This window comes from Caballeronia choica (genome assembly GCF_001544535.1).
Classification (GTDB): Bacteria; Pseudomonadota; Gammaproteobacteria; order Burkholderiales; family Burkholderiaceae; genus Caballeronia; species Caballeronia choica.
Genome location: NZ_FCON02000075.1, coordinates 1 through 20851 on the forward strand (window position 1 = coordinate 1; position 20851 = coordinate 20851).

Sequence of the window (20851 nt, forward strand, 5' to 3'; positions counted from 1 at the left end):
CCAACCCCAACCCCAACCCCAACCCCAACCCCAACCCCAAGCGCCAGCGAAAAAAACCGGAGTCTAATGTGCTACTAGAAAACAAAGTGGTAATCGTAACCGGCGGCTCCCGCGGCATAGGCCGCGCGATAGCGCTAGCGAGCGCCAAAGAAGGCGCGGACATCGCAATCAACTACTGGGGCGACAACGACAAATCCTACGGAAAGCTCTCAGCAGTAGAGGAAATCGTCGGCGAGATCGAAGCCCTTGGACGCCGCGTAATCGCAATCGAAGGCAACGTCGCGGAGCCGGAAACCGGCGTGCATCTCGTGAACCGTACAGTCGAGGCCTTCGGCCACATCGATGTCCTCGCGAGCAACGCCGGCATTTGCCCATTCCACGCATTCCTCGACATGCCCGCATCGGTGTACGAGACGACCGTCGCGGTGAACCTGAACGGCGCGTTCTACGTGACCCAGGCCGTCGCGAACCAGATGAAACAGCAAGGCACCGGCGGTGCAATCGTCGCGACGAGCTCGATCAGCGCGCTCGTCGGCGGTGGCATGCAAACGCATTACACGCCGACCAAAGCAGGCGTCCATTCGCTGATGCAGTCGTGCGCGATCGCGCTCGGCCCCTACGGCATCCGCTGCAATTCGGTCATGCCGGGCACGATCGCAACCGACCTGAACGCCGACGATCTCGCCGACACCGCCAAGCGCGAATACATGGAAAAGCGCATCCCGCTAGGCCGGCTCGGCGAACCCGACGACGTCGCGCAATGCGTCGTGTTCCTCGCCTCAGACCGCGCGCGCTATGTGACAGGCGCGTCGCTGCTCGTCGATGGCGGCCTGTTCGTCAACCTGCAGTGAGCGAACCCACCGAGTACTTGCGCAACAGCGCGATGAAGTATTCGGCCGGCTCGCTCAACGTTTCGGCTTTGCGGCGCAGCAAGCCGAAGCCGGACAGGCTCTTGCCGATCTCGACCGGCAGTTCGATCAGCAACTGCGCACGCAGGTAGTCACGCACGACGGATTCCGGCAGCATCGCGACGGCGTCGCTGTTTTGCAGCAGTTGCAGCGTCGCGAAGATCGATGCGCATTCGACCACGTTCGACGGCGACGAAAGTCCCGCGCGCGCAAGTTCTTCTTCGAAGAGACCGCGCGCCGGACTCGTGATCGGCTGAAGAATCCACGGCCATGCGATGAGCGCATCGAGCGCAAGCGGCGCGCGGCCGGCAAGCGGGTGCCTCGCGCGCACGACGAGCCGCATCGCTTCGCGCGCAAGCGGTTCGAAATCGAAGTCGTTGTGTTGCAGCGGCGTGGTGAGGCGTCCGAGCGCGAGATCGACTTCGCGGCGGTGCAGCAGTTGCACAACCTGATCGCTCGTTTCGCCGAGTATGCGCACGTTCAGCAGCGGCCGCTCCGACTTGAGTTCGGCTACCGCCATCGCCAGCACGTCGGGCGCGGCGCCCATGATCGCGCCGACCGTCAGTTGGCCGTGGCCGCCGCGCCGCTTGCTTTCGAGATCGGCGGCGAAGCGCGTCAGGTCCGCGAGCGAGCGGCGCGCGTAGGCGAGCGTGACGGTGCCGAGCGGCGTGGGCTGCATGCCGCGCGCGTTGCGCTCGAAGAGCAGGAAGCCAAGCGCTTCCTCGATGTCGGAGAGCATGCGGCTCGCGCTCGGCTGGGCGACGTTGATCGTGTCGGCGGCCTGGTGCAGGTTGCGGGCGTCGTCGAGCGCGACGAGCAGGGCGAGGTGCTTGAATTTCAGCCGGTTGACGAGGGCATGGGACAGGTTTTCGTTCATTGCGGCGCGCTCGAGCGATACGGTTTTGCGATCGGCCAATCCTGCAATCGGATTGTGATGTTATCGGTCGGCGCATTATAGTCGCAGCACAAGAGCCTGGATAAACATACTTTCAACGATCAAAAAACGATCAAAGGGCGGGCCGCAATGGAGACACTTGCGTTTCGAATGACCCTGAAGCCGGGCACGCGCGACGAATACGAGCGGCGTCATCGCGAGATATGGCCGGAGCTGGCCGACGCGCTGCGCGCCGCGGGCATCCGCGACTACTGGATCTTTCTCGACGAATCGACCGGGCACCTGTTCGCCACGTTCAAGCGCGAAGCGTCGCATACGACCGACGCGTTGCCCTCGCTTCCGGTCATGCGCAAATGGTGGGAAAGCATGGCCGAACTCATGGAGACGAACGCGGACCTGTCGCCTCGATCGATTCCGCTCGTTCCGGTCTTTCATCTTCCCTGAAACCTGTGGCGTAACCGCGGCACGAGGACTCCAACATGCAGGTTGTCGATCCGCATATTCATTTGTGGGACCTGAAGACGCATCACTATCCGTGGCTGGCGAACCCGCAGACCTCATTCGTCGGCGATGCGCGCGAGTTGAAGCACGACTATCTGCTCGGCGATCTGCTGAAGGATGCGGAAGGTATCGAAGTGCTGAAGCTCGTGCACGTCGATGCGAATCACGATCCGGCCGATCCCGTCGAAGAGACGCGCTGGCTGCAAGGCATCGCCGAGGGCGTTGGACGCGGCATGCCGAATGGCATCGTGGCGGGCGCGGATTTGTCGGCGGACAACGCGGAGGCCGTGCTCGAAGCGCACGCGGCATTCGCGAATACACGCGGTATCCGGCAGATCCTCAACGTGCATGCGAATCCGCTCTACGACTACGTGGGCCGTCACTATATGCATGACGCCGCATGGCGCAGGAATTTCGGTTTGCTCAAGCGCCACGCGATGTCGTTCGACTTGCAGCTTTATCCGTCGCAAATGAGCGATGCCGCCGCGCTCGCACGCGAGCATCACGAGACGCAGTTCATCGTGAACCATGCGGGCATGTTCGTCGATCGTTCGTCGGTGCAGGGCTATCGCGCATGGCGCGACGGCATGCGCGCGCTCGCCACATGCGAGAACGTCGCGGTGAAGATCAGCGGGCTCGCGATGTTCGATCACGCATGGACCGTCGAGAGCTTCCGGCCTTACGTGCTCGAAACCATCGATGCGTTTGGCTGCGAGCGCGCGATGTTCGCATCGAACTTTCCAGTCGACCGCTTGTTTGCGTCGTATGGGGCGCTGTGGAATGCGTATGCGTCGATTGTGGGCGATGCGAGCGCCAGCGAAAAGGATGCACTCTTCAGGCGTAACGCGGAACGCATTTACCGGATTTGAGTGCAGCAACAAGTTGTATGGGAGACATGCATGACAGACAGCACAACGCCGCGGCTAGAACTGCGGCATGCGAGCAAGTCGTTCGGGCGCGTGCGCGCGCTCGGCGACGGCAGCCTGCAACTATGGCCGGGTGAAGTGCACGCGCTGCTCGGCGAGAACGGCGCGGGCAAGTCGACGCTCGTGAAGATACTCGCGGGCGTGCATCAGCCGGATACGGGCGAACTGCTGGTCGATGGCGTCGCGCGCCAGTTTTCCAATCCTGCCGAGGCACGCGATGCGGGGCTCGCCGTGATCTATCAGGAGCCGACGCTGTTCGCCGATCTCTCGATCGCCGAGAACATCTTCATGGGCCGTCAGCCGCGCGATCGCCTGCGCCGCATCCGCTACGACGAGATGAATCGCGAGGTCGATGCGTTGCTCGCGACGCTCGGCGTGAACCTGCGCGCCGAGCGGCTCGTGCGCGGCTTGTCGATCGCGGACCAGCAAGTGGTCGAGATTGCAAAGGCGCTCTCGCTCAATGCGAACGTGCTGATCATGGACGAACCGACGGCCGCGCTTTCGCTGCCCGAAGTCGAGCGCCTCTTTGCGATCGTGCGGGCGCTGCGTGAACGCGACGTCGCGATTCTCTTCATCACGCACCGGCTCGACGAAGTGTTTGCGCTGACCCAGCGCATGACCATCATGCGCGATGGCGTGAAGGTGTTCGACGCGCTCACCGCCGACATGACCATCGACGCGATCGTGAGCAAGATGGTCGGCCGCGATCTCGACACGTTCTATCCGAAGGCCGAGGTCGCACGCGGCGAGGTGCGGTTGTCGGTGCGTGGACTCACGCGGGATGGCGTGTTCAAGAACATATCGTTCGACGTCCACGCAGGCGAGATCGTCGCGCTGGCGGGACTCGTCGGCGCGGGGCGCAGCGAAGTGGCGCGGGCGATCTTCGGCATCGATCCCGTCGACGCGGGCGAAGTGAAGATCGCGGGCAAGCCGCTCGCGTTGGGCAAGCCGGCTGTAGCGGTCAGCGCGGGTCTCGCGCTCGTGCCCGAGGACCGTCGCGCGCAAGGGCTCGCGCTGGAATTGAGCATCGCGCGCAACGCATCGCTGACCGTGCTCGGGCGCCTGATGAAACACGGTCTCATCTCGGCGAAGAGCGAATCGACGCTCGCCGCCGACTGGGGCAAGCGGCTGCGCCTGAAGGCAGGCGATCTCGATGCGCCGGTCGGGACGCTCTCGGGCGGCAACCAGCAGAAGGTCGTGCTCGGCAAGTGGCTCGCGACCCATCCGAAGGTGCTGATCATCGACGAACCGACGCGCGGCATCGATGTCGGCGCGAAGGCGGAGGTCTACAGGACGCTAGCGGAGCTCGTGCGCGAAGGCATGGCGGTGCTGATGATTTCGAGCGAACTGCCCGAAGTGCTCGGCATGGCCGACCGCGTGCTCGTGATGCACGAGGGCCGCATCAGCGCCGATATCGCGCGCGCCGATGCCAGCGAGGAACGAGTGATGAGCGCGGCATTGGGCGCATCGTCGCAAGCGTTGGGGCGGGCCGCATGACACGACATTCCTCGACCATGCCCGCCATGCACGCGCCGAAGCACAAGCGCCAGAGCATCCTCGGCGGCCTCGTGAAGAGCCGCGAAGCGACGCTCTTTGTCGTGCTGCTTGCCCTCATCGTCGCGACGGCCGCCGTCAAGCCCGAGTTCCTGAACCTGCAGAACCTGCGCGACGTGCTGCTCAACGTATCGATCATCGGCCTGCTGACCGCGGGCATGACGGTCGTGATGCTGATGCGGCACATCGATTTGTCGGTCGCGTCGATCGTCGGCGTGAGCGCTTATGCGGTCGGCAGTCTCTTCGTGCTGTTCCCGCACATGCCGGTGCTCGCCGCGATGCTCGCGGGCATCGGCATCGGGCTCGCCATCGGCGCGCTGAACGGTGCGCTGATTACCTTTGGCCGCGTGCCGTCGCTGGTCGCGACGCTCTCGACGCTCTACATCGTGCGCGGTGCCGATTACGCGTGGGTCCACGGCGGCCAGATCAACGCGACGAGCCTGCCCGACAGCTTCGCGCTGATCGCGACCGGCTCGCTCTTAGGCGTGCCGAACCTCGTTCTGATTGCGCTCGTGGTGCTCGTCGGACTCGCGGTGTATCTGAAGCAATATCGCGGCGGGCGCGAGCATTACGCGATCGGCTCGAACCCGGAAGCCGCGCGGCTCGCGGGGATTCGCGTCGAGCGGCGCGTGATGATCGGCTTCCTGTTGTCGGGCGCGATCGCCGGGCTTGCCGGCGTGCTGTGGCTCGCGCGCTTCGGCACCGTCGATGCCAGCACGGCGAAGGGCATCGAATTGCAGGTGGTCGCGGCGGCGGTGGTCGGCAGCGTGGCGATCACGGGCGGCGTGGGCACGGTGATGGGCGCGACGCTCGGCGCGCTCGTGCTCGGCGTGATCAACATCGCGCTCGTCGTATTGCGCGTGTCGCCTTTCTGGCAGCAGGCGATTCAGGGCGCACTGATCGTCGCGGCGATCACGCTCGATACGCTGCTCGCGCGCTCCGTCGCCAAACGCATGATGAGGAAACGCGATCATGGCTAAACCCGATTCCGCTTTGTCCACCACGAAGCGCCGCCACCTGCAATGGGAAGCGATGCTCGTGATCGTGCTCGTCGTGTCGCTTGCCGGAGGGCGCGTGCTTTCGCCGATGTTCCTCTCCGGCGCGAACCTCTCGAACATGCTCGCCGACTTCACGGAAATCGCCCTGATCGCGCTGCCGATGACGCTCATCATCATCGCCGCCGAGATCGATCTGTCGGTGGCGTCCGTCCTCGGCGCGTCGAGCGCGCTGATGGGCGTGCTGTGGCACATGGGCCTGCCGATGCCGCTCGTCATCGCGATCGTGCTGGTTGCCGGGACGCTCGCGGGCCTGCTCAACGGCCTGGTGATCGTGCGCTTCAACCTGCCGTCGCTGGCGGTCACCATCGGCACGCTCGCACTCTTTCGCGGTCTCGCTTACGTGCTGCTCGGCGACCAGGCGATCGCGGACTTTCCGGCGTCGTACACGGCGTTCGGCATCGATACGCTTGCCGCCACCTTCCTGCCGATGCCGTTCATCCTCGTGATACTCGGTGCGATCGTCTTCACGGTGCTGTTGCAGGCGACGCCCTTTGGCCGCAGCCTCTATGCGATCGGCGCGAACCCGGTGGCGGCGCAGTTCTCCGGCATCGACGTCGCGCGGACCAAGCTCAGGCTCTTCATGCTCTCGGGCGCGATGGCCGCGCTCGCGGGCGTGGTGTACACGCTGCGCTTCACGAGCGCTCGCGGCGACAATGGCGAGGGCTTCGAGCTGTCGGTGATCGCGGCCGTGCTGTTCGGCGGCGTGAGCATCTTCGGCGGACGCGGATCGATGTTCGGCGTGCTGCTGTCGCTGCTCATCATCGGCGTCTTGCGCAATGCGCTGACGCTCGCGGACGTATCGAGCGAAACGCTCACCATCGTGACCGGCGCGTTGTTGCTCTCGTCGGTGCTGATCCCGAACCTCGTCGCACGCTGGAGGGCGACGCGCGAGAAACGCCTCATGACTCGAACGACTCAAACGACTCAAGCGCTGTAAGGATGTTTTCATAACCGGCGCGTCGAAGACTTCGCCCCAAGCGAAGCTGCGCGCGATATCAGGAGACTCAAGCCCATGTTCAGACCATTTCGATCGATCCGCCAGCCGGTGGTCGCCGCCGCGTTGCTGGCGGCGTGCGTGGCGATGACGGCCGGCGCCGCCGAGCTGAAGAGCGGCCTCAAGATCGCCTTCGTGCCCAAGCAGATCAACAACCCGTACGAAGTGATCGCCGACGATGGTGGCATGGCCGCGATCAAGGAGATGAAGGGGCAGGGCAAGGTGGTGGGGCCGTCGGATGCGGGCGCTTCGTCGCAGGTGTCCTACATCAACACGCTGATCACGCAAAAACAGGACGCGGTCGTGATCGCCGCGAACGATGCCAACGCGGTCGTGCCTTATCTGAAGAAGGCAATGTCGCAAGGGATCAAGGTCGTGACCTTCGACTCCGATACCGCACCCGACGGACGCCAGATCTTCGTCAACCAGGCCGATTCCGAAGCCATCGGACGCGGACAGATCCAGTTGCTGTCGAAGCTCGTCGGCGGCGAGGGCGAGTTCGCGATTCTCTCCGCAACGCCGAACGCGACGAACCAGAATACGTGGATCAAGTGGATGCAGGAGGAACTGAAGAAGCCGGAGTATGCGAAGCTCAAGCTCGTGAAGATCGCCTACGGCAACGACGACGACCAGAAATCCTTCGTCGAGACGCAGGGCTTGTTGCAGGCGTATCCGAACCTAAAGGGTATCGTTGCGCCGACGTCGGTCGGCATCGCGGCGGCGGCGCGTTATATCCAGTCGTCGCCGGCGAAGGGCAAGGTCGTCGTGACCGGACTCGGCACGCCGAACCAGATGCGCGCGTTCGTGAAGAACGGCACCGTGAAGGCGTTCCAGTTGTGGGATCCGGGTCAACTGGGTTATCTCGCGGCGTTCGCGGCAGCCAATCTCGCGTCGGGCACGATCACCGGCAAGGAAGGCGATTCGTTCGAAGCGGGCAAGCTCGGCAAGCGCACGGTCGGCAAGAGCGGCGAAGTAATCCTCGGACCGCCGACCACGTTCGACAGCGCCAACATCGACAACTTCAACTTCTGACGCGAGCGGTCTTTCGGCAAAGCGCAACGCCCGACAGGGCGTTGCGCTTTTTGTCATCGGGCGCCGCTTGTTGGGGCGGCGTGGGAAAACCCTTCCCGATCAGCGCGTTGCCTCGCTAGCGCAGGAGCTATCCACAAGTTTTTCAACAGAATCGGTGGACAACTCCGCCGTCATTTCACCGCAGTGCCACTGCGCGTCACTTGTATGGCGGTCGCCGAGACGAACTCGGCCTGCACGGTGTCGCCCACTTTCAGATCCTTAAGCGAAACATCGGGCGAAACCTCAAACACCTCCGTGCGGCTCGGCCCGCGCAACGTGATCTCCCGCTTCTTCGCATCGATCTTCTGGATGGTCGCGAGAATCTGGACGCTGCGCGCCGTCGCCGTCACGCCGCCCGAAGCGGGAATGGTCGCCTCTGTTTCGACCCGCTCGCGTATCCCGTTCGACTTCACCTTCGTCGCCCGCACGAGCAGCGCGTTGCGGTACTGGATATTGACCGTATCGCCGATACGCAGCTTCTTGACGTCGCCCACTTCCGGGTTGACCGCGACGTCGACGATCCGTCCTCGCGGCCCTTGCAGAGCCACGCTGTTGGTCGCCGGATCGATGCCGACCACATGCGCCTGCACTTCCGCGACGACGGCAGCGCCGCGCGCATCGGTGCCCGCGCCCGATGCCGCGTTCTGGGCGAGAGCCGGATGGCTCGCGGCGAGCGCGGCGACGACGGCGGCGCGCACGAGCGCCGTGCGCAGGGCGCGTGGTTGAGCTTGAAGTGACATGCGGTGCTCCTTCGACAAGTAGTGAGAGAACGGTCGGCGCGACACACCTAGCGCCGCGATTTCGAAAGCAGATGCCCGAGCCCGAGGTTCGTGGCGATCTGCCAGATGTAGACGCGCGAAAAGCGCACGCCGTAGCGTTGCTCGATCAGCGCGCGCAAGCGCGCGTTGGTCCACGCGTCGCTTTCGAAGCCATGCTGGCGAGCCGAGCCCTTGAGCGCGGCGGCGATCCATTCGAGCGCTTGCTGGTCGAGCACGGAAGCCCGTCCGCCGACACCCATCTTCTGCAGCGCTTCGAGTCCCCCGGCCGCGACGATCGCCTGATAGCGCTTCACCGTTTGGGTCGAGAGATGCAGCTCGTCGGCGACAGCCTCGACCGATGCGCCGTCGAGCAGCATCTGGCCGGCCCTCATCCTGCGTACGACGCTCGGAAGGTTTTCTGGTCGAGAAAGCATCTGCGCACTCGTCGTTGTGATCGCAAGAATGCGGGTGTTGCCCGTGCCGTCCGGCGAGCGCGCTTGTGGCAAACGGCGCGGCCCGCAATTGCAGGAAAGCACATTCGATATTACCGATGCCGATATCCCGAAGCTGCTTACAACCCGTATCAATAACCGTTTTTGCGAGGAATTGGGAAAAAAACCCCCCAAATTTTTATCCTTGAATTTTCATTCAGTTTTGACTATGCGCGAATAAAGCAGAGGTATTAAGTGGTCGGAACATTCAGGCGAAATTTGAACGCCTGCGCTTCGAATTCTGCGTCCGTAACAAAATGTTCTTGGCGCCATCGAAAAACGTTTGTTAGCATCTTAAAAAAGCAGCGACATAAGCCAGTTGTAAGGAAAAAGCCGTGCGGATGCTAATCCGCACGCCCGCCCGCGTTTTTCGAGGAACGTGCATGGCCTGCTCTTTGTTCTTGCCCGCCAGCCGGGTTTTGCTTTTCGAATAGCGCGGTGCATTACGGCCTTTGACGCCCTTGATGGTTGAAAGGGCCGGCACGTTGCGCAGACCGTTTTCGAATCCGTTGTTTCTTCACGCCATTTTCAAATGGCGGGTGGACGCGCGCGCTTCTTGAATCGCGCAAACCGTAAAGGCGCGTAAAGGCGAAACACAAAGCACGGGTTGAAAATCAATCGGCCGGTTTCGGCGAAAGCGAATCATCGAATCGCGATTAACGTCCGTGGCGAGTGTTATCTCCATGCGGATCTTTTGCGCCAACGCGCGGACGCGCGCGAACGACACCAGCAAGAGCAACAACCGAGCACGAGCGAGAGGGCTTCGATGAGCAACCACCCGTTCGCGGGACCGCACTGGAATGGCAAGGCGCTGCCCGGCATCGACAAGGTGTTCAGGTCGGAGATCGATTTCATCGTCGCGCCTGGCCGCCCTCGACGTGCCGGCGCTCAAGCGCTTCAAGAACGGCTGGGGCGTCGGCGTGATCGGCGGCTGGGTGCAGCAGATTGGCAACGATACCGGCGGCGTCGCGAACCTGACGAACGGCGCGAACGGCAATTCCGTCGGGCTGGGTCCGCTCGTCACGTGGGGCGGCAAGGTCGGAAAGACGGCGATTTCGGCTGCGCTGCGCTGGGTCAATGAGGTCGAGGCGCACAACCGGCCCAAGGGTATTGCGGTGGAGCCTTCGCTCAGCGCGACCTTCGAGTGAGAAGCGCGCGAACGCGCGCTGTGAGCAGGCCCCGCGTCCTGCGCGTGCGGTTACGCGTTACGCGGATGAATCCGGACACGAGCAATTGAGAAAGGAGCCTTCATGGATACCCCGACGACCCGATCGACGCCTCAATCGCCGACTCAATCGGCGACGCAGCCCACGGCCCAGCGCGTCACTCGCGCCCTCGTGCGCGCGGCGTCGAACGACGGCGTGCTGCCCTACGTCAAATTCCACGCGATGTTCGAGCGCACGGTGCCGCTCACCGAGCGTTATCGGGTGCTGGAGGTGGCCGTGCGCACGCTCGCCGACGTGTCGTCGGTCGATTACGGCGTACTGCTCGCCTGCGACAACGGATTGCCCGGCCCGGATTTCTTTCAACGCTTTCGCAGGAATCGCATGAGGGAATATGCGGCGGTCGTCGGATCGTCGCCGTTGCAGAACGCGACCATGAAGCAGAAGCGCCTCATTGCGACGGCGGAACGCGCTCGCGTCTACGAGCACGCACGCCAGTCGACCGAGGGCGCCCGACGCGCCGAAAGCGCGTGCGCATGAGTTGACGCCGATGAGTTGACGCGATGAGTTGACACCGATGAAGCGGCTCCGATGAAGCGCGCCGCCGCGCGACGACGCTCGCGTCGCGCAGCGTCGCGTGATCAAGCCCGCATCAAATCAGCATCAGACCCGGTAAAACTCGATGTCCTGCCCGGCGTGGACGGCGCGCTTGAGCCACTCGGGCATATCGCCGATGCCGTCCCATGTATCGCCACTCGCGTTCCTGAACACGGGCCTCGTGCCATTGTCGCCATACGGCATGGAAGGCATCTGCGGCATCGCCCGCTTCGATGGCTGGTTGGTGCCGTTGGCCTTCGAGGGAATGGGTGACGCGGGCACGGGCACGTCGGCCAGGGCTTCGGCCAGCGCCGATTCGGTAATGCCGAACTCAGCCATTCGGCTGCGCAAATAGGCAATGATGCTGTCTCGCTTTCTTTCGTCCACGGCTGTCCTGATTCAGCTTTTTTACTTTCTGGAAGGCGAACCGATATCCCGCGCGGACCGGGCGGTTCGATGAGTGTTAAATGGTTTTTACAAAGCGTGTCGCGCGGCGAACCGCGCGTCAATTAGTGTAATACCGCAAATGCCAAAATGCCCCGAAACGGGGACGGCAGCGCTTTGGCGCGCGGCTGGCGGGCGTTGCGAAGACGGGCACGTAAAGGTGTTTTTACGAAATCCGGGAAGCCGGCCAGCGACCCCAAGGCGCTTCAAAACCTCGATGCGCTCTATTATATGCCGCTTGGTGCAAGCGCTAAACGATTCTAGCGATTATGTTGTTCGCCCGGCAATTCGGCGCCATGCGCGCGAATGGCCGCAATCAATTCCGCAGGCGTAATTTCATAGCGCACTTCGCGGTGAATGCCGGCCTTGCGTTCGTCGATTTCGATCAGCAGCACGGCCTTGCCATCGTCGGCCGGCACGAGGCGCAGCGAGCGCAGTTCCTGCCCGGTCGCTTCATCGCATTCCGTCAGCAAGGTCATCGATCCTGTGGCGGGACTTCTTGGCATCACCATTCTCCGTTGCGGTTTCCGATGTGATTGGTTTGTGTTCGCGGCGCCAGGCCGTGCACGGCAATCGTGCCCGGCCCTTTCCCATCGACCCGGCGACGATCCCATTATTGCTTGCCAAATTTCCGCGCGTCCAGAGGCGCATGGCGTTATCGCGCTTTCGCTGTTCAGTCCGTGCCGGCCAGTGCCGCGTGCGCCTGAGCCGTGATTTCGAACGAACGCAGGCGCGCAGCGTGATCGAAGATCTGCGCCGTCACGATGAGCTCGTCGGCCTCGGTCTGCTCGATCACCGACGCGAGCCCCGCGCGCACCTGCGCCGGGTCGCCGATCACCGAGCACGCGAGTGACTGTTCGACGCCCGCACGCTCGGCGTCGCTCCACGCGATGTCGTGCGTGGGCGGCGGCAACTGGCCGGGTGTGCCGCGTCGCAGGTTGATGAACTGCTGTTGCAGCGACGTGAAGAGGAACTCGGCGTCTTCCGTGCGATCGGCGGCGAAGACATTGACGCCGACCATCGCATAGGGCTTCGCAAGCGTCTTCGACGGCCGGAACTGCGCGCGATAGACCCGGAGCGCCGTCAGCAGGTAGTCGGGCGCGAAGTGCGACGCGAACGCGAACGGCAAGCCGAGCGCGGCGGCGAGCTGCGCGCTGAAAAGCGACGAGCCGAGCAGCCAGATCGGCACGTTCAGGCCCGCACCGGGCACGGCACGCACCCGCTGGCCTTCGACCGGATCGGCGAAATAACGCTGCAACTCGACGACGTCGTCCGGGAATGTGTCCGCGCCGCCTTGCAGGTCGCGGCGCAGCGCGCGGGCCGTGGTCTGGTCGGTGCCGGGCGCGCGGCCGAGGCCCAGGTCGATGCGCCCCGGATACAGCGACGCCAGCGTGCCGAACTGCTCGGCGATCACGAGCGGCGCGTGGTTGGGCAGCATCACGCCGCCCGAGCCGACGCGGATCGTCTTCGTGCCGCCCGCGATATGGCCGATCACCACCGAGGTCGCCGCGCTCGCGATGCCCGTCATGTTGTGATGTTCGGCGAGCCAGTAGCGCAGGTAGCCCCACTTTTCGGCGTGCCGGGCGAGATCGAGCGAGTGGCGGAATGCGTCGGCGGCGGTGGCGCCGGCAGGAATCGGGGATAAATCGAGGACTGAGAAGGGGATCATTCGGCGGTTCCGGTGGCTTGGCGCGTCGAGGCGGCCGCGGCGGGCCGTGCCTGACAACGCTTGCTTAAAAGCCGATTGTGCCGAAAGTCGTGAAAACGTGCCGATTGCACTGGCGGTAGGGTTATTCGGGCGCTCGCGTTACGCGAGTACCGGGTAGCCGCGCGCGATGGCCGCGCCCTCCATCGCGAGGATCGATTGGTAATCGCCGGCCGGGCGGCGGACGAAGCCCTTCAGTTTCAGCCGCCGGGCAAGCTCGGGATGCACGCGCACGGCGGCGTCGAGTGCGTCGGCGAGGAGGGTGGCTGCGTCGGCCGGCAACGCGTTCGACGCGATGAACGGCAGACCCGGCGCGCTTGCCGTGACGCCGATTTCGCGCACTCCGCCCGCAAGCTCCGGCAGGTGTTCGCGGACGAATGCAAACGTCACGCAGTCGATGGCGGCGACGTCGGCGGTTCGATCGATCGCCAGCGCCCGCAGCGACGCAAGATGCCCGCCGGTTTTCAGCACGCTGGAAAAGAACGGTCCGCCTTCCGCGAGCGGCGCGACCGCGTGACGGAAAAGGTTCATGCCGCTGTTCGAATCGTCGCCATTGTAGGCGGCGCGCAGGCCGCGGCATGCTTCGAGCGACGCCGCTGTCAAGCGCGCGGCCGTCACCAGCACGCTGTGATAGTTGCCGCCAGCGCAGCCGTCGATGTCGAAATCGGGCGTGGCGATCAGGCGCACGCGGTCCGCGAGCGCGTGAACCAGCGGATAGCCGCAGGTCTGCGAGAGCAGCAGATCGTCGCGCAGCCAGAAGCGCTCAAGCGGTTCGTTGGATTCGACGATCGCGAGGGTATCGCCGCGTGCCGCGAGCCAGTCCGCGACGCGTGCGTGAACGCGCGCGAGCAGCGCGCGCCAGTCGGCAGCGAGCGCGGGCGTCACGTTGTACATCGGCAAGGCGGCGATCCAGTGCATGACGGTGATGCTCGGCGAATCAGCTTGCGAGGCGAGTCGAGGCGTCGTTGGCCGTGACCTTGGCGAAGGCCAGGTGCTCGTGCGCCGATTGCGGCCTAGTTTGCACGATAAGCGCGGCGTTGGGCGTCACGGGCGCCGCCCGCATGGCAAGTGCCGCCGTGCGCGGCGTCGCCGGTTCGAGGCGCGCGGGGTCGCTCTCTCGCACGGTCCGCAAGCGCGTGGCCGCCTGCGCGGCCGGGCGCACGCTTGCCGCAGCGGCTTGCCGCCCGAGCGGATGCAAGACCGGATGCACGACTGGCGCGACCATCGAAACGGCGAACTTCGCCAGCCATTCGCCGTATCCGTGCACGACAAAGCGCCCGTTGCGCTCGGCGTAGGCTGCCCGCCGTCCGCGATAAACCGTCCCGAGCGCGAACCACGGCACGCACGGCAGATCGTGATGAACCGCGTGGTAGTTGTTGTTCAGGAACAGCAGCCGCCAGAACCAGCCCGCTTCGTTAATGACGGTGCGCTGCGACGCATCTTCGACGGCGCGGTGTTCGTGAAACGAACGCACCGCGCCGAGCGCGAGCGCCGGATAGCCCACGCCGAACATGAACGCGAACCAGCCGATGCCGCACCGCCGGTCGAGCCAGTACGCGAGTGCAACGAGCAGCGTCCCATGGAGCGCCCAGCTCCCGACAGTGAGCACGTCCCGGCGGAGGATCGCAATTCCAAGATCGCGCAGCGCGCCCGCAATCGAAAACGCGGGCCCGAGCAACAGGCGGCCGACGAACGTATTGCGGAGCGCGAGCAACAGACGCATTCCCGCGCCCGCCGCCTCCCACCGCTGCGCCGAAACGAAATAGCTTTCGGGATCGCGGGCGGGATCGGTCAGGTGTTCGTCGTCGTGATGGCGCAGGTGCGACTCGCGATACACCGCGTACGGGAACCACACCGCGAGCGGCGCCACGCCGAAGAGCGCGTTGACGAGCGCCGAGCGCGTCGGATGGCCGTGCAGCAGTTCGTGCTGCAGCGACATGTACCAGCACGACAGCACCGCCAGCGCGCCGAGCGCGAGCGGCATGCCAAGCGTGCGCGCAATCAGCGCGACCCCGAACCAGCCGCCATAGATCCCCACGATCAGGAGCCAGGTCGGCCATTCGCTGCGCCAGCGCCATGAGGCGCGCAGGCGCTGGATTTCCTGGCGTTGTCGGTCGTCGAGATAAAGGGACATGGGCACTCGATGCGTCATGGCGAGTCAGCATGGTAGCGACGCGCCCGGCGCGTCCCAACCAACGATTCCGCCTAACCTTTTGCCGATCCCGGGAAAAGCGCCAAACGCGGGCATCTTTCCTGCTTGAACGATGCGTCCCCTAAGCGGACAAGCCGGCGATCCCGCACGGCTCCGATCATCCGCCGACACGTCGGCGGGCACCCCGGAGAAAGACGTCCATGCCAGAACAGCAAGCCGGTTCCAATTCCCCGCACTTGAGCCGCGACGAGCAGGACCAGGCCGCCGAGCATTCGACGCCACGGGCGCTCGTCATCCACGAGATCGTGCGCGAGGAAGGCGAGGCGGCGATGGAGCGCACCGCCGGCGCGCTGATCTGGTCGGCGCTGGCGGCGGGGCTGTCGATGGGGTTTTCGTTCCTCGTGCAGTCGATCCTCGAAAGCGCGCTGCCCGACACGAGCTGGCGCGGACTCGTGTCGAGCTTCGGCTATACGATCGGCTTCGTCATCGTGATCCTCGGCCGGCAGCAGCTGTTCACGGAAAGCACGCTCTCCGCCGTGCTGCCCGTGCTGACCCGGCGCGACATGAAGACGTTCCTCAAGACGCTGCGCCTCTGGTCGATCGTGCTGCTCTTCAACCTCGTGGGCACCGTGATCTTCGCGTCGATCCTGCAGTTTCGCGGCGTGTTCTCGCCGGAGGTCACCGAGTCGCTCGCGAAGGTCGCGCAGACACCGCTTACCGGCAGCTTCGGCGTGACCGTCGTGCGCGGGATGTTCGCGGGATGGCTGATTGCGCTGATGGTGTGGCTGCTGCCGAGCGCGCGCTCGGCGCGTCTGCTCACGATCCTGCTCATCACGTACACGGTCGCCGTGAGCAAGCTCTCGCATGTGATCGCGGGGTCGGTCGAGGCTTCGTACGCGGTGATGATCGGCGCGGCGAGTATCGGCGACTACTTCGGCGTGTTCCTGCTGCCGACGTTCATCGGCAACATGATCGGCGGGATCTCGCTCGTCGCGATCGTCAACCATGCGGCGATCGCGCCCGAGATCACCGGCACGCCGCGCCCGCAGGACTGAGCCGGCACCGGCGCTACTTGTTGCTGCCGGCGCCGGTGCCGTAGAGGCCGTTGTTGAAGCCGCCGGCGCCTTCGGTCTTGTGACCCTTGCCGGCGGTGACGCCACGATTCTTGCCGGCGGCGTCCTTCGATTGCGGCGCCTGCGATTCGTGAACGGTCGGTGCCGCTGCGCCGGGCTGCGTGCCCATCGCCGACGCGCGGCTTTCCTGCTGTTCGGAGCCGCTGCCGCTCGTGATCTGGGCGAAGCCGTCGCTGCTGCATACGGCGATCGAACACGCAACGGCCGCCGTGGCGACGCGGCGCAAACCCGCAAACCGGGAACACGTACCAGAGGGGATCATGCGAACTCCAGAAGACCGTCAAGGGTTCTTCTGGACAGCACGATCGATGCCTGGACGTATCACGCCCGGATGCGGGAGAAGCATGCGAAACAAGCTGGCGCGCCGTCGCGATGCGCCGGCGCATGGGGTCGCGCCGTGGCGCGAAGGGCGAAAGCGGCGCGACTGCTACGCCGCTTTCGCCCAAAGCCTATTGGTCGTTCTCCTGCGCCCGGGCTTGGTGTCGCGCGGACCCTTGCCGACGCCGTCGAGCGTGGCGCGCAACGCGTCGATGCGACGCTTTTGCGCCGGCACGAGCGCGTGCCCGGCGATTACGGCGCTGAGCCGCTCGCGCCAGTATTCGACGTTCAGGGTTCCCGACGACTGGTCGCTCATCGTTCGAAGCTGAGCGAGAGCGCGCTCGATATGCTGGAGTTCGACATCGGCCATAGCCGAGGGCAAGAGACTGCCCGTGGTCTCGGTTTTCTTCTTTTTCATTGTGCTCGTCACCATTTCAGCCACGCGGCAGCGGACGCTCGACATGCTCGTCCGACGCCGCGCGGGCACCCCGTTCGCCCGAACGCTCGTCGTCGTTTCAGGCGGCCCCTTTGGTTTATGCGACCGTTTGCAAAAATGTACGCAACGCGGGGGTGGGTGCTCCGTCTGGCATCGCACACTGGTTTGCCGAACGGGACGAGGAGTTCATCGGGCTGTGGCGTGGCGTACGTGGACGCCTGACAGCCAAGGAAATGGCGAGGCGAAACGCAGCTAGTTTTCGCCGGCGTCGCGCGCCTTGCCGCTGCGCTTGATCTGCTCTTCCATCGCGAGATCGAGCTTGCTCACCTTGCGCGGCTTCTCGGGCTTGAGCGCGTTGACGAACGCGACGAAGTCGTCCATCGGCAGCGGCGTGGAGACTTTCTGGTCGCCGCTCGCCGACCGGTCGACGAGATAGAAAAGGCCGCCACTCAGGCTGACGGCCGCGTATTGCGGATTGCCGCTACGCGTCTTGAGCCGTTCGACGGCATTGATCGCCTTGGTGGAGCGCATCGTGTGCCGCTCCTCAGGGCGCGCACTTCTTGCTGGCGCCCTCGATCCACAGATTCGACGCGTGGCGCTGGCCCGGATAGAAGCGGTAGCTGGTCTCGCCGTTGTCGAAGCGCACCTTGACAACGTTCGATTCGCCGAATTCGAGCATCACGCCCTGCGGGATCGGCGTTTTCTTGTAGGGCGCATTGTGTTTGTCGGCTTCGTCGGTGACGCATTTGACGATGCTGTCGACGGAATTCTGCGACGCCTTTTCGACTTCCGGCTGGCCGGCGTCTTCGTTGTGAAAATACGCGCACGCGCTGAGCAGCAACGGCAGCGCGAGCGTGGCGGCGACGAGTTTTTTCATGGTCCCTTTGTGATGGTCTCTTCCTGAATACGACATTAGATCACAGCCCCCTTACGGTTCCGATAGCCGTCAGGGCAGCAAGCGGCGCGCCCGCCGGGGCGCCTGGCCGCTTCACGCTCACGCGTCCGGCGGCACGCCGAGCAGTTGCATGGTCCCGCCGACCACCCCCGAAAACACCGGGCCGGCCACCGTTCCGCCGTAGTACGAACCCGTGGACGGCTCGTCGATCATCACCGCGACGATCACGCGCGGCGCGCTCATCGGCGCCATGCCGACGAAGGACGCGCGGTATTTGTTCTTCGCGTAGGCCCGTCCCTCTTGCTTGCGCGCCGTGCCAGTCTTGCCGCCGACGCGGTAGCCGTCGACCGCCGCCGCGCGTCCGGTGCCTTCCGGCCCCATCGCCATTTCGAGCATGGTGCGGATTGCGGCCGCGGTCGCGGGCTTGGTCACGGCGACCGGCTCGCGGCGCGTTTCGTCGAGCATGAGCGTCGCCGGATGGAAGTGGCCGGTGCCCGCGTAGGCGGTGTACACCTGCGCGATCTGCAACAGCGACAGCGACAGTCCGTAGCCGTAAGCCATCGTCGCCTGTTCGATCGGCTTCCAGCGCTCGTAGGCGCGCAACCGGCCGGTGGCGGCGCCCGGGAACGTCAGCTCGGGCGCGCTGCCGATGCCGTATTCGCGATACTTGCGCCACATCGTTTCGGGCGAAAGCTGGAGCGCGAGCTTGGTGAGCGCGATGTTGCTGGACATCTGCACCGCTTGCGAAACCGTGATGACGCCATGATTCGACGTATCGTGGATCACGTTCGGCCCGAGCCTGAAGCTGCCCGGCGACGTGTCGATGCGCGTGTCCGGCCGCGCGCGGCCCAGGTCGATCGAGAGCGCCGCGACGAGCGGCTTGATCGTCGAGCCGGGTTCGAACGTGTCGGTGAGCGCGCGGTTGCGCAACTGATCGCCGGTCAGGCGGGCGCGATCGTTCGGATCGAAAGTGGGATAGTTCGCGAGCGCGAGGATCTCGCCGTTGCGCGCGTCGAGCACGACGACGCTGCCTGCGCGCGCCTGATGCCGCGTGATCGCCGCCTTCAGTTGCGTATGCGCGAGCTGCTGGATGCGGCGGTCGATCGTCAGTTGAATCGTCTCGCCGTTTTGCGCGGGCGCCGCTTCGCCGATTTCGGAGATCACGCGCCCGAGCCGGTCGCGGATCACTTCGCGTTGGCCCTCTTCACCCGTCAGCCGCGCGTTGGCGGCAAGTTCGATGCCTTCCTGGCCGTTGTCCTCGTTGTCCGTGAAGCCGACGACGTGCGCCGCCGATTCTCCCTCGGGATAGAAGCGCTTCGTGTCGGGCACGAGCGTGATGCCGGCCAGTCCCTTCTCGGCGACCCGGGTGGCGGTATCGGCATCGACCTGGCGCTTGAGCAGCACGAACGAGCGGCTCGCGTTCACGCGCCGCAGCAATTCCTTCGGCGGCATGTCGAGCAGACGCGCGATGTCGCGCGCGCGGTTCGCGTCGAACAGCTTCGGCGTCGCCCAGATTTCGTAGGTGGCAAGGCTCACGGCGAGCATCGCGCCATGACGATCGACGATCCGGCCGCGCGTCGCGGCCAGCTCCTGCGTGCGCTGATAACGCTTCTGGCCTTCGTTGAGGTAGAAATCCTGGTTGAGCACCTGCACCCACAGCGCACGCCCGGCGAGCGCGGCGAACGCGCCGGACACGAGGATCACGACGAGCGTCGAGCGCCACTTCGGAAGGCGGCTCGCGAGCATCGGATTCTGATGCGACGACTGGTATGCGTCGCGGCCGAGCGTTTTCTTCTTCTTGAACATGGGTGGTGTGGTCAGGGCAGGCGCGCAAGCATGGCGTCGAATTCGGCAGAGCTTACGTCGTCGGCCTGATCCGGCAGACGAATGCCGATTTCCTTTTGCAGCACGTCGCGCAGTTGCTGCACGGACGTGAGTTCGCGCTGCGCCGGGTTCGCGCCGTGGAGGCTCAGCCGCCGGTTGAAAAGGCCAAAGCGCGAATCGGCCGCGACGCGCGCGGCCAGCAGGTTGTGCCGGAATATCGACGGCGGATAAGTCGAGACGAAGTGGTTCGCCACCTCGTAGTCGATGTCGAATTGCGGTTCGAGGTCGAAGCGGTAGAGCGGCGTCCAGGCGCCGTCGAGCTTGACTTGCAGCAGATAGTTGCCGGCATCGACGCGGTCGATCCGGAACGGTTCGTGAGGCGTCGCCTGCTCGCGGCCGGTTTCGAACTCGAGCGGCGCGGTGAGCGTCACGCCGCCGAAACCGACATCGGCGAGATAAGTGCGGCCTTCCAGATCGACCAGCAGTAGCATGTGCGTGCGCGCCGGCATTTCGGCATCGGTCCTGCCCCACACGACACGTGCGCCGAGACTGCGAGTGCGAAAGCCGAGCGCATCGAGCACGCCGCGAAACAGCAGGTTGTGCTCGAAGCAATAGCCGCCGCGGCCCGCGCCGACGAGCTTCTGCTGGATCGATCCGGCGTCGAGCCGCACGGGCCGGCCGAGCAGCGAATCGAGGTTTTCGAAGGGAATCGCCTGCGGATGCAGCAGATGCAGCGCCTTGAGCGTGTCGAGCGAGGGTTCGTGCGGGCCTTCGTAGCCGATGCGCTCGAAGTAGGCGTCGAGGTCGGTCGAAGTGAAATGTGCGTTCATGTTCGAGGTCCTGCCCGTGAAGAAACGTGAGTCGTGGCGGTGCCGGAGCGGTGCATATTTTACGTCATGAAAGGTTAAAAATTACAAAACACATACGACGCGCGCTTCATCACGCGTGAAGCCGCGCCTTTTTGAACTGTGACGTATCGAGCGAGGTCTTTCCAGATTCGAGTTCCGCTTGTTCGCTTCATCACACCC

At 64.7% G+C, this 20851-nt stretch carries 26 protein-coding genes; 10 read left to right on the plus strand and 16 right to left on the minus strand.

Going from position 1 to position 20851, the window contains the following annotated elements; all coding sequences use genetic code 11:
* The first annotated feature begins 68 nt into the window (after positions 1-68).
* Positions 69-851 (plus strand): L-rhamnose 1-dehydrogenase Lra1, encoded by a 783-nt coding sequence (gene lra1 / locus AWB68_RS26675; protein ID WP_087647344.1) that lies wholly within the window; start codon positions 69-71, stop codon positions 849-851.
* Here the strand turns inward: lra1 and AWB68_RS26680 are convergent.
* Positions 838-1785, minus strand: coding sequence for a LysR family transcriptional regulator (locus AWB68_RS26680; protein ID WP_087647379.1), 948 nt, complete (start codon positions 1783-1785; stop codon positions 838-840). The two genes, lra1 and AWB68_RS26680, sit on opposite strands and share 14 nt — an antisense overlap.
* Positions 1786-1932: 147 nt before the next feature.
* Between AWB68_RS26680 and AWB68_RS26685 the strand changes: the two genes are divergently transcribed.
* The 6 genes from AWB68_RS26685 (at position 1933) to rhaS (ending at position 7868) form a co-directional block, all read left to right on the plus strand.
* Positions 1933-2247, plus strand: coding sequence for an L-rhamnose mutarotase (locus AWB68_RS26685; RefSeq protein WP_087647345.1), 315 nt, complete (start codon positions 1933-1935; stop codon positions 2245-2247).
* Positions 2248-2282: 35 nt separating this feature from the next.
* A complete protein-coding gene (locus tag AWB68_RS26690; protein WP_087647346.1) occupies positions 2283-3173 on the plus strand; it encodes an amidohydrolase family protein in 891 nt (296 codons plus the stop codon).
* Positions 3174-3203: 30 nt separating this feature from the next.
* A complete protein-coding gene (locus AWB68_RS26695; protein WP_087647347.1) occupies positions 3204-4727 on the plus strand; it encodes a sugar ABC transporter ATP-binding protein in 1524 nt (507 codons plus the stop codon).
* Positions 4724-5764: an ABC transporter permease gene (locus tag AWB68_RS26700; RefSeq protein WP_087647348.1), complete on the plus strand. Its 1041-nt coding sequence runs from the start codon at positions 4724-4726 to the stop codon at positions 5762-5764. Before AWB68_RS26695 ends, AWB68_RS26700 begins: the two co-directional genes overlap by 4 nt.
* Positions 5757-6779 carry an ABC transporter permease gene (locus AWB68_RS26705; protein WP_087647349.1) on the plus strand — a complete coding sequence of 341 codons (1023 nt, stop codon included), beginning with the start codon at positions 5757-5759 and terminating at the stop codon, positions 6777-6779. Before AWB68_RS26700 ends, AWB68_RS26705 begins: the two co-directional genes overlap by 8 nt.
* A gap of 75 nt (positions 6780-6854) precedes the next feature.
* Positions 6855-7868, plus strand: coding sequence for a rhamnose ABC transporter substrate-binding protein (gene rhaS / locus AWB68_RS26710; RefSeq protein WP_087647350.1), 1014 nt, complete (start codon positions 6855-6857; stop codon positions 7866-7868).
* A gap of 170 nt (positions 7869-8038) precedes the next feature.
* Here rhaS and AWB68_RS26715 read toward each other — a convergent pair whose 3' ends face one another.
* The 4 genes from AWB68_RS26715 to AWB68_RS48910 all read right to left on the minus strand — a co-directional run bounded on the left by AWB68_RS26715 (position 8039) and on the right by AWB68_RS48910 (position 10048).
* Positions 8039-8647: a copper-binding protein gene (locus tag AWB68_RS26715; protein ID WP_087647351.1), complete on the minus strand. Its 609-nt coding sequence runs from the start codon at positions 8645-8647 to the stop codon at positions 8039-8041.
* Between the two features lie 47 nt (positions 8648-8694).
* Positions 8695-9099 carry a helix-turn-helix domain-containing protein gene (locus tag AWB68_RS26720; RefSeq protein ID WP_087647380.1) on the minus strand — a complete coding sequence of 135 codons (405 nt, stop codon included), beginning with the start codon at positions 9097-9099 and terminating at the stop codon, positions 8695-8697.
* A 343-nt stretch (positions 9100-9442) separates the two neighbouring features.
* Positions 9443-9640: a hypothetical protein gene (locus AWB68_RS46890; protein WP_125483047.1), complete on the minus strand. Its 198-nt coding sequence runs from the start codon at positions 9638-9640 to the stop codon at positions 9443-9445.
* Positions 9641-9673: 33 nt separating this feature from the next.
* Complete coding sequence (locus tag AWB68_RS48910) at positions 9674-10048, minus strand: hypothetical protein (RefSeq protein ID WP_200828798.1); 375 nt, start codon at positions 10046-10048, stop codon at positions 9674-9676.
* On the opposite strand from AWB68_RS48910, the gene AWB68_RS26725 reads away from it, so the two are divergent.
* Together AWB68_RS26725 and AWB68_RS26730 are read left to right on the plus strand one after the other, a co-directional pair.
* Complete coding sequence (locus tag AWB68_RS26725; protein ID WP_235028520.1) at positions 10035-10304, plus strand: transporter; 270 nt, start codon at positions 10035-10037, stop codon at positions 10302-10304. The genes AWB68_RS48910 and AWB68_RS26725 overlap by 14 nt on opposite strands.
* 102 nt (positions 10305-10406) lie before the next feature.
* A complete protein-coding gene (locus tag AWB68_RS26730; RefSeq protein WP_235028521.1) occupies positions 10407-10859 on the plus strand; it encodes a hypothetical protein in 453 nt (150 codons plus the stop codon).
* Positions 10860-10982: 123 nt separating this feature from the next.
* Here AWB68_RS26730 and AWB68_RS26735 read toward each other — a convergent pair whose 3' ends face one another.
* The 5 genes from AWB68_RS26735 to AWB68_RS26755 form a co-directional block, all read right to left on the minus strand.
* Positions 10983-11255: an H-NS family nucleoid-associated regulatory protein gene (locus AWB68_RS26735; RefSeq protein ID WP_235028522.1), complete on the minus strand. Its 273-nt coding sequence runs from the start codon at positions 11253-11255 to the stop codon at positions 10983-10985.
* A gap of 365 nt (positions 11256-11620) precedes the next feature.
* Positions 11621-11866, minus strand: coding sequence for a hypothetical protein (locus tag AWB68_RS26740; RefSeq protein ID WP_087647382.1), 246 nt, complete (start codon positions 11864-11866; stop codon positions 11621-11623).
* A gap of 167 nt (positions 11867-12033) precedes the next feature.
* Positions 12034-13029, minus strand: coding sequence for a luciferase-like monooxygenase (locus AWB68_RS26745; protein WP_087647354.1), 996 nt, complete (start codon positions 13027-13029; stop codon positions 12034-12036).
* Positions 13030-13167: 138 nt separating this feature from the next.
* Positions 13168-13983 carry a phosphate/phosphite/phosphonate ABC transporter substrate-binding protein gene (locus AWB68_RS26750; RefSeq protein WP_087647355.1) on the minus strand — a complete coding sequence of 272 codons (816 nt, stop codon included), beginning with the start codon at positions 13981-13983 and terminating at the stop codon, positions 13168-13170.
* 19 nt (positions 13984-14002) lie between these two features.
* A complete protein-coding gene (locus AWB68_RS26755) occupies positions 14003-15199 on the minus strand; it encodes a fatty acid desaturase (protein ID WP_087647356.1) in 1197 nt (398 codons plus the stop codon).
* 218 nt (positions 15200-15417) lie between these two features.
* Between AWB68_RS26755 and AWB68_RS26760 the strand changes: the two genes are divergently transcribed.
* Positions 15418-16272 carry a formate/nitrite transporter family protein gene (locus AWB68_RS26760; protein WP_087647357.1) on the plus strand — a complete coding sequence of 285 codons (855 nt, stop codon included), beginning with the start codon at positions 15418-15420 and terminating at the stop codon, positions 16270-16272.
* Between the two features lie 13 nt (positions 16273-16285).
* Here AWB68_RS26760 and AWB68_RS26765 read toward each other — a convergent pair whose 3' ends face one another.
* The 6 genes from AWB68_RS26765 to AWB68_RS26790 form a co-directional block, all read right to left on the minus strand.
* Positions 16286-16612, minus strand: coding sequence for a beta-xylosidase (locus AWB68_RS26765; protein WP_125483049.1), 327 nt, complete (start codon positions 16610-16612; stop codon positions 16286-16288).
* Positions 16613-16777: 165 nt separating this feature from the next.
* Positions 16778-17086, minus strand: a complete 309-nt coding sequence (locus AWB68_RS26770) for a hypothetical protein (protein WP_087647383.1) — start codon at positions 17084-17086, stop codon at positions 16778-16780.
* Between the two features lie 270 nt (positions 17087-17356).
* Positions 17357-17635, minus strand: coding sequence for a hypothetical protein (locus AWB68_RS26775; protein ID WP_087647359.1), 279 nt, complete (start codon positions 17633-17635; stop codon positions 17357-17359).
* A 13-nt stretch (positions 17636-17648) separates the two neighbouring features.
* Positions 17649-17981: a hypothetical protein gene (locus tag AWB68_RS26780; RefSeq protein ID WP_087647360.1), complete on the minus strand. Its 333-nt coding sequence runs from the start codon at positions 17979-17981 to the stop codon at positions 17649-17651.
* A 117-nt stretch (positions 17982-18098) separates the two neighbouring features.
* Positions 18099-19805 carry a peptidoglycan D,D-transpeptidase FtsI family protein gene (locus AWB68_RS26785; protein ID WP_087647361.1) on the minus strand — a complete coding sequence of 569 codons (1707 nt, stop codon included), beginning with the start codon at positions 19803-19805 and terminating at the stop codon, positions 18099-18101.
* 11 nt (positions 19806-19816) lie between these two features.
* Positions 19817-20653, minus strand: coding sequence for an arylamine N-acetyltransferase family protein (locus tag AWB68_RS26790; protein WP_087647362.1), 837 nt, complete (start codon positions 20651-20653; stop codon positions 19817-19819).
* Between the last annotated feature and the right edge of the window lie 198 nt (positions 20654-20851).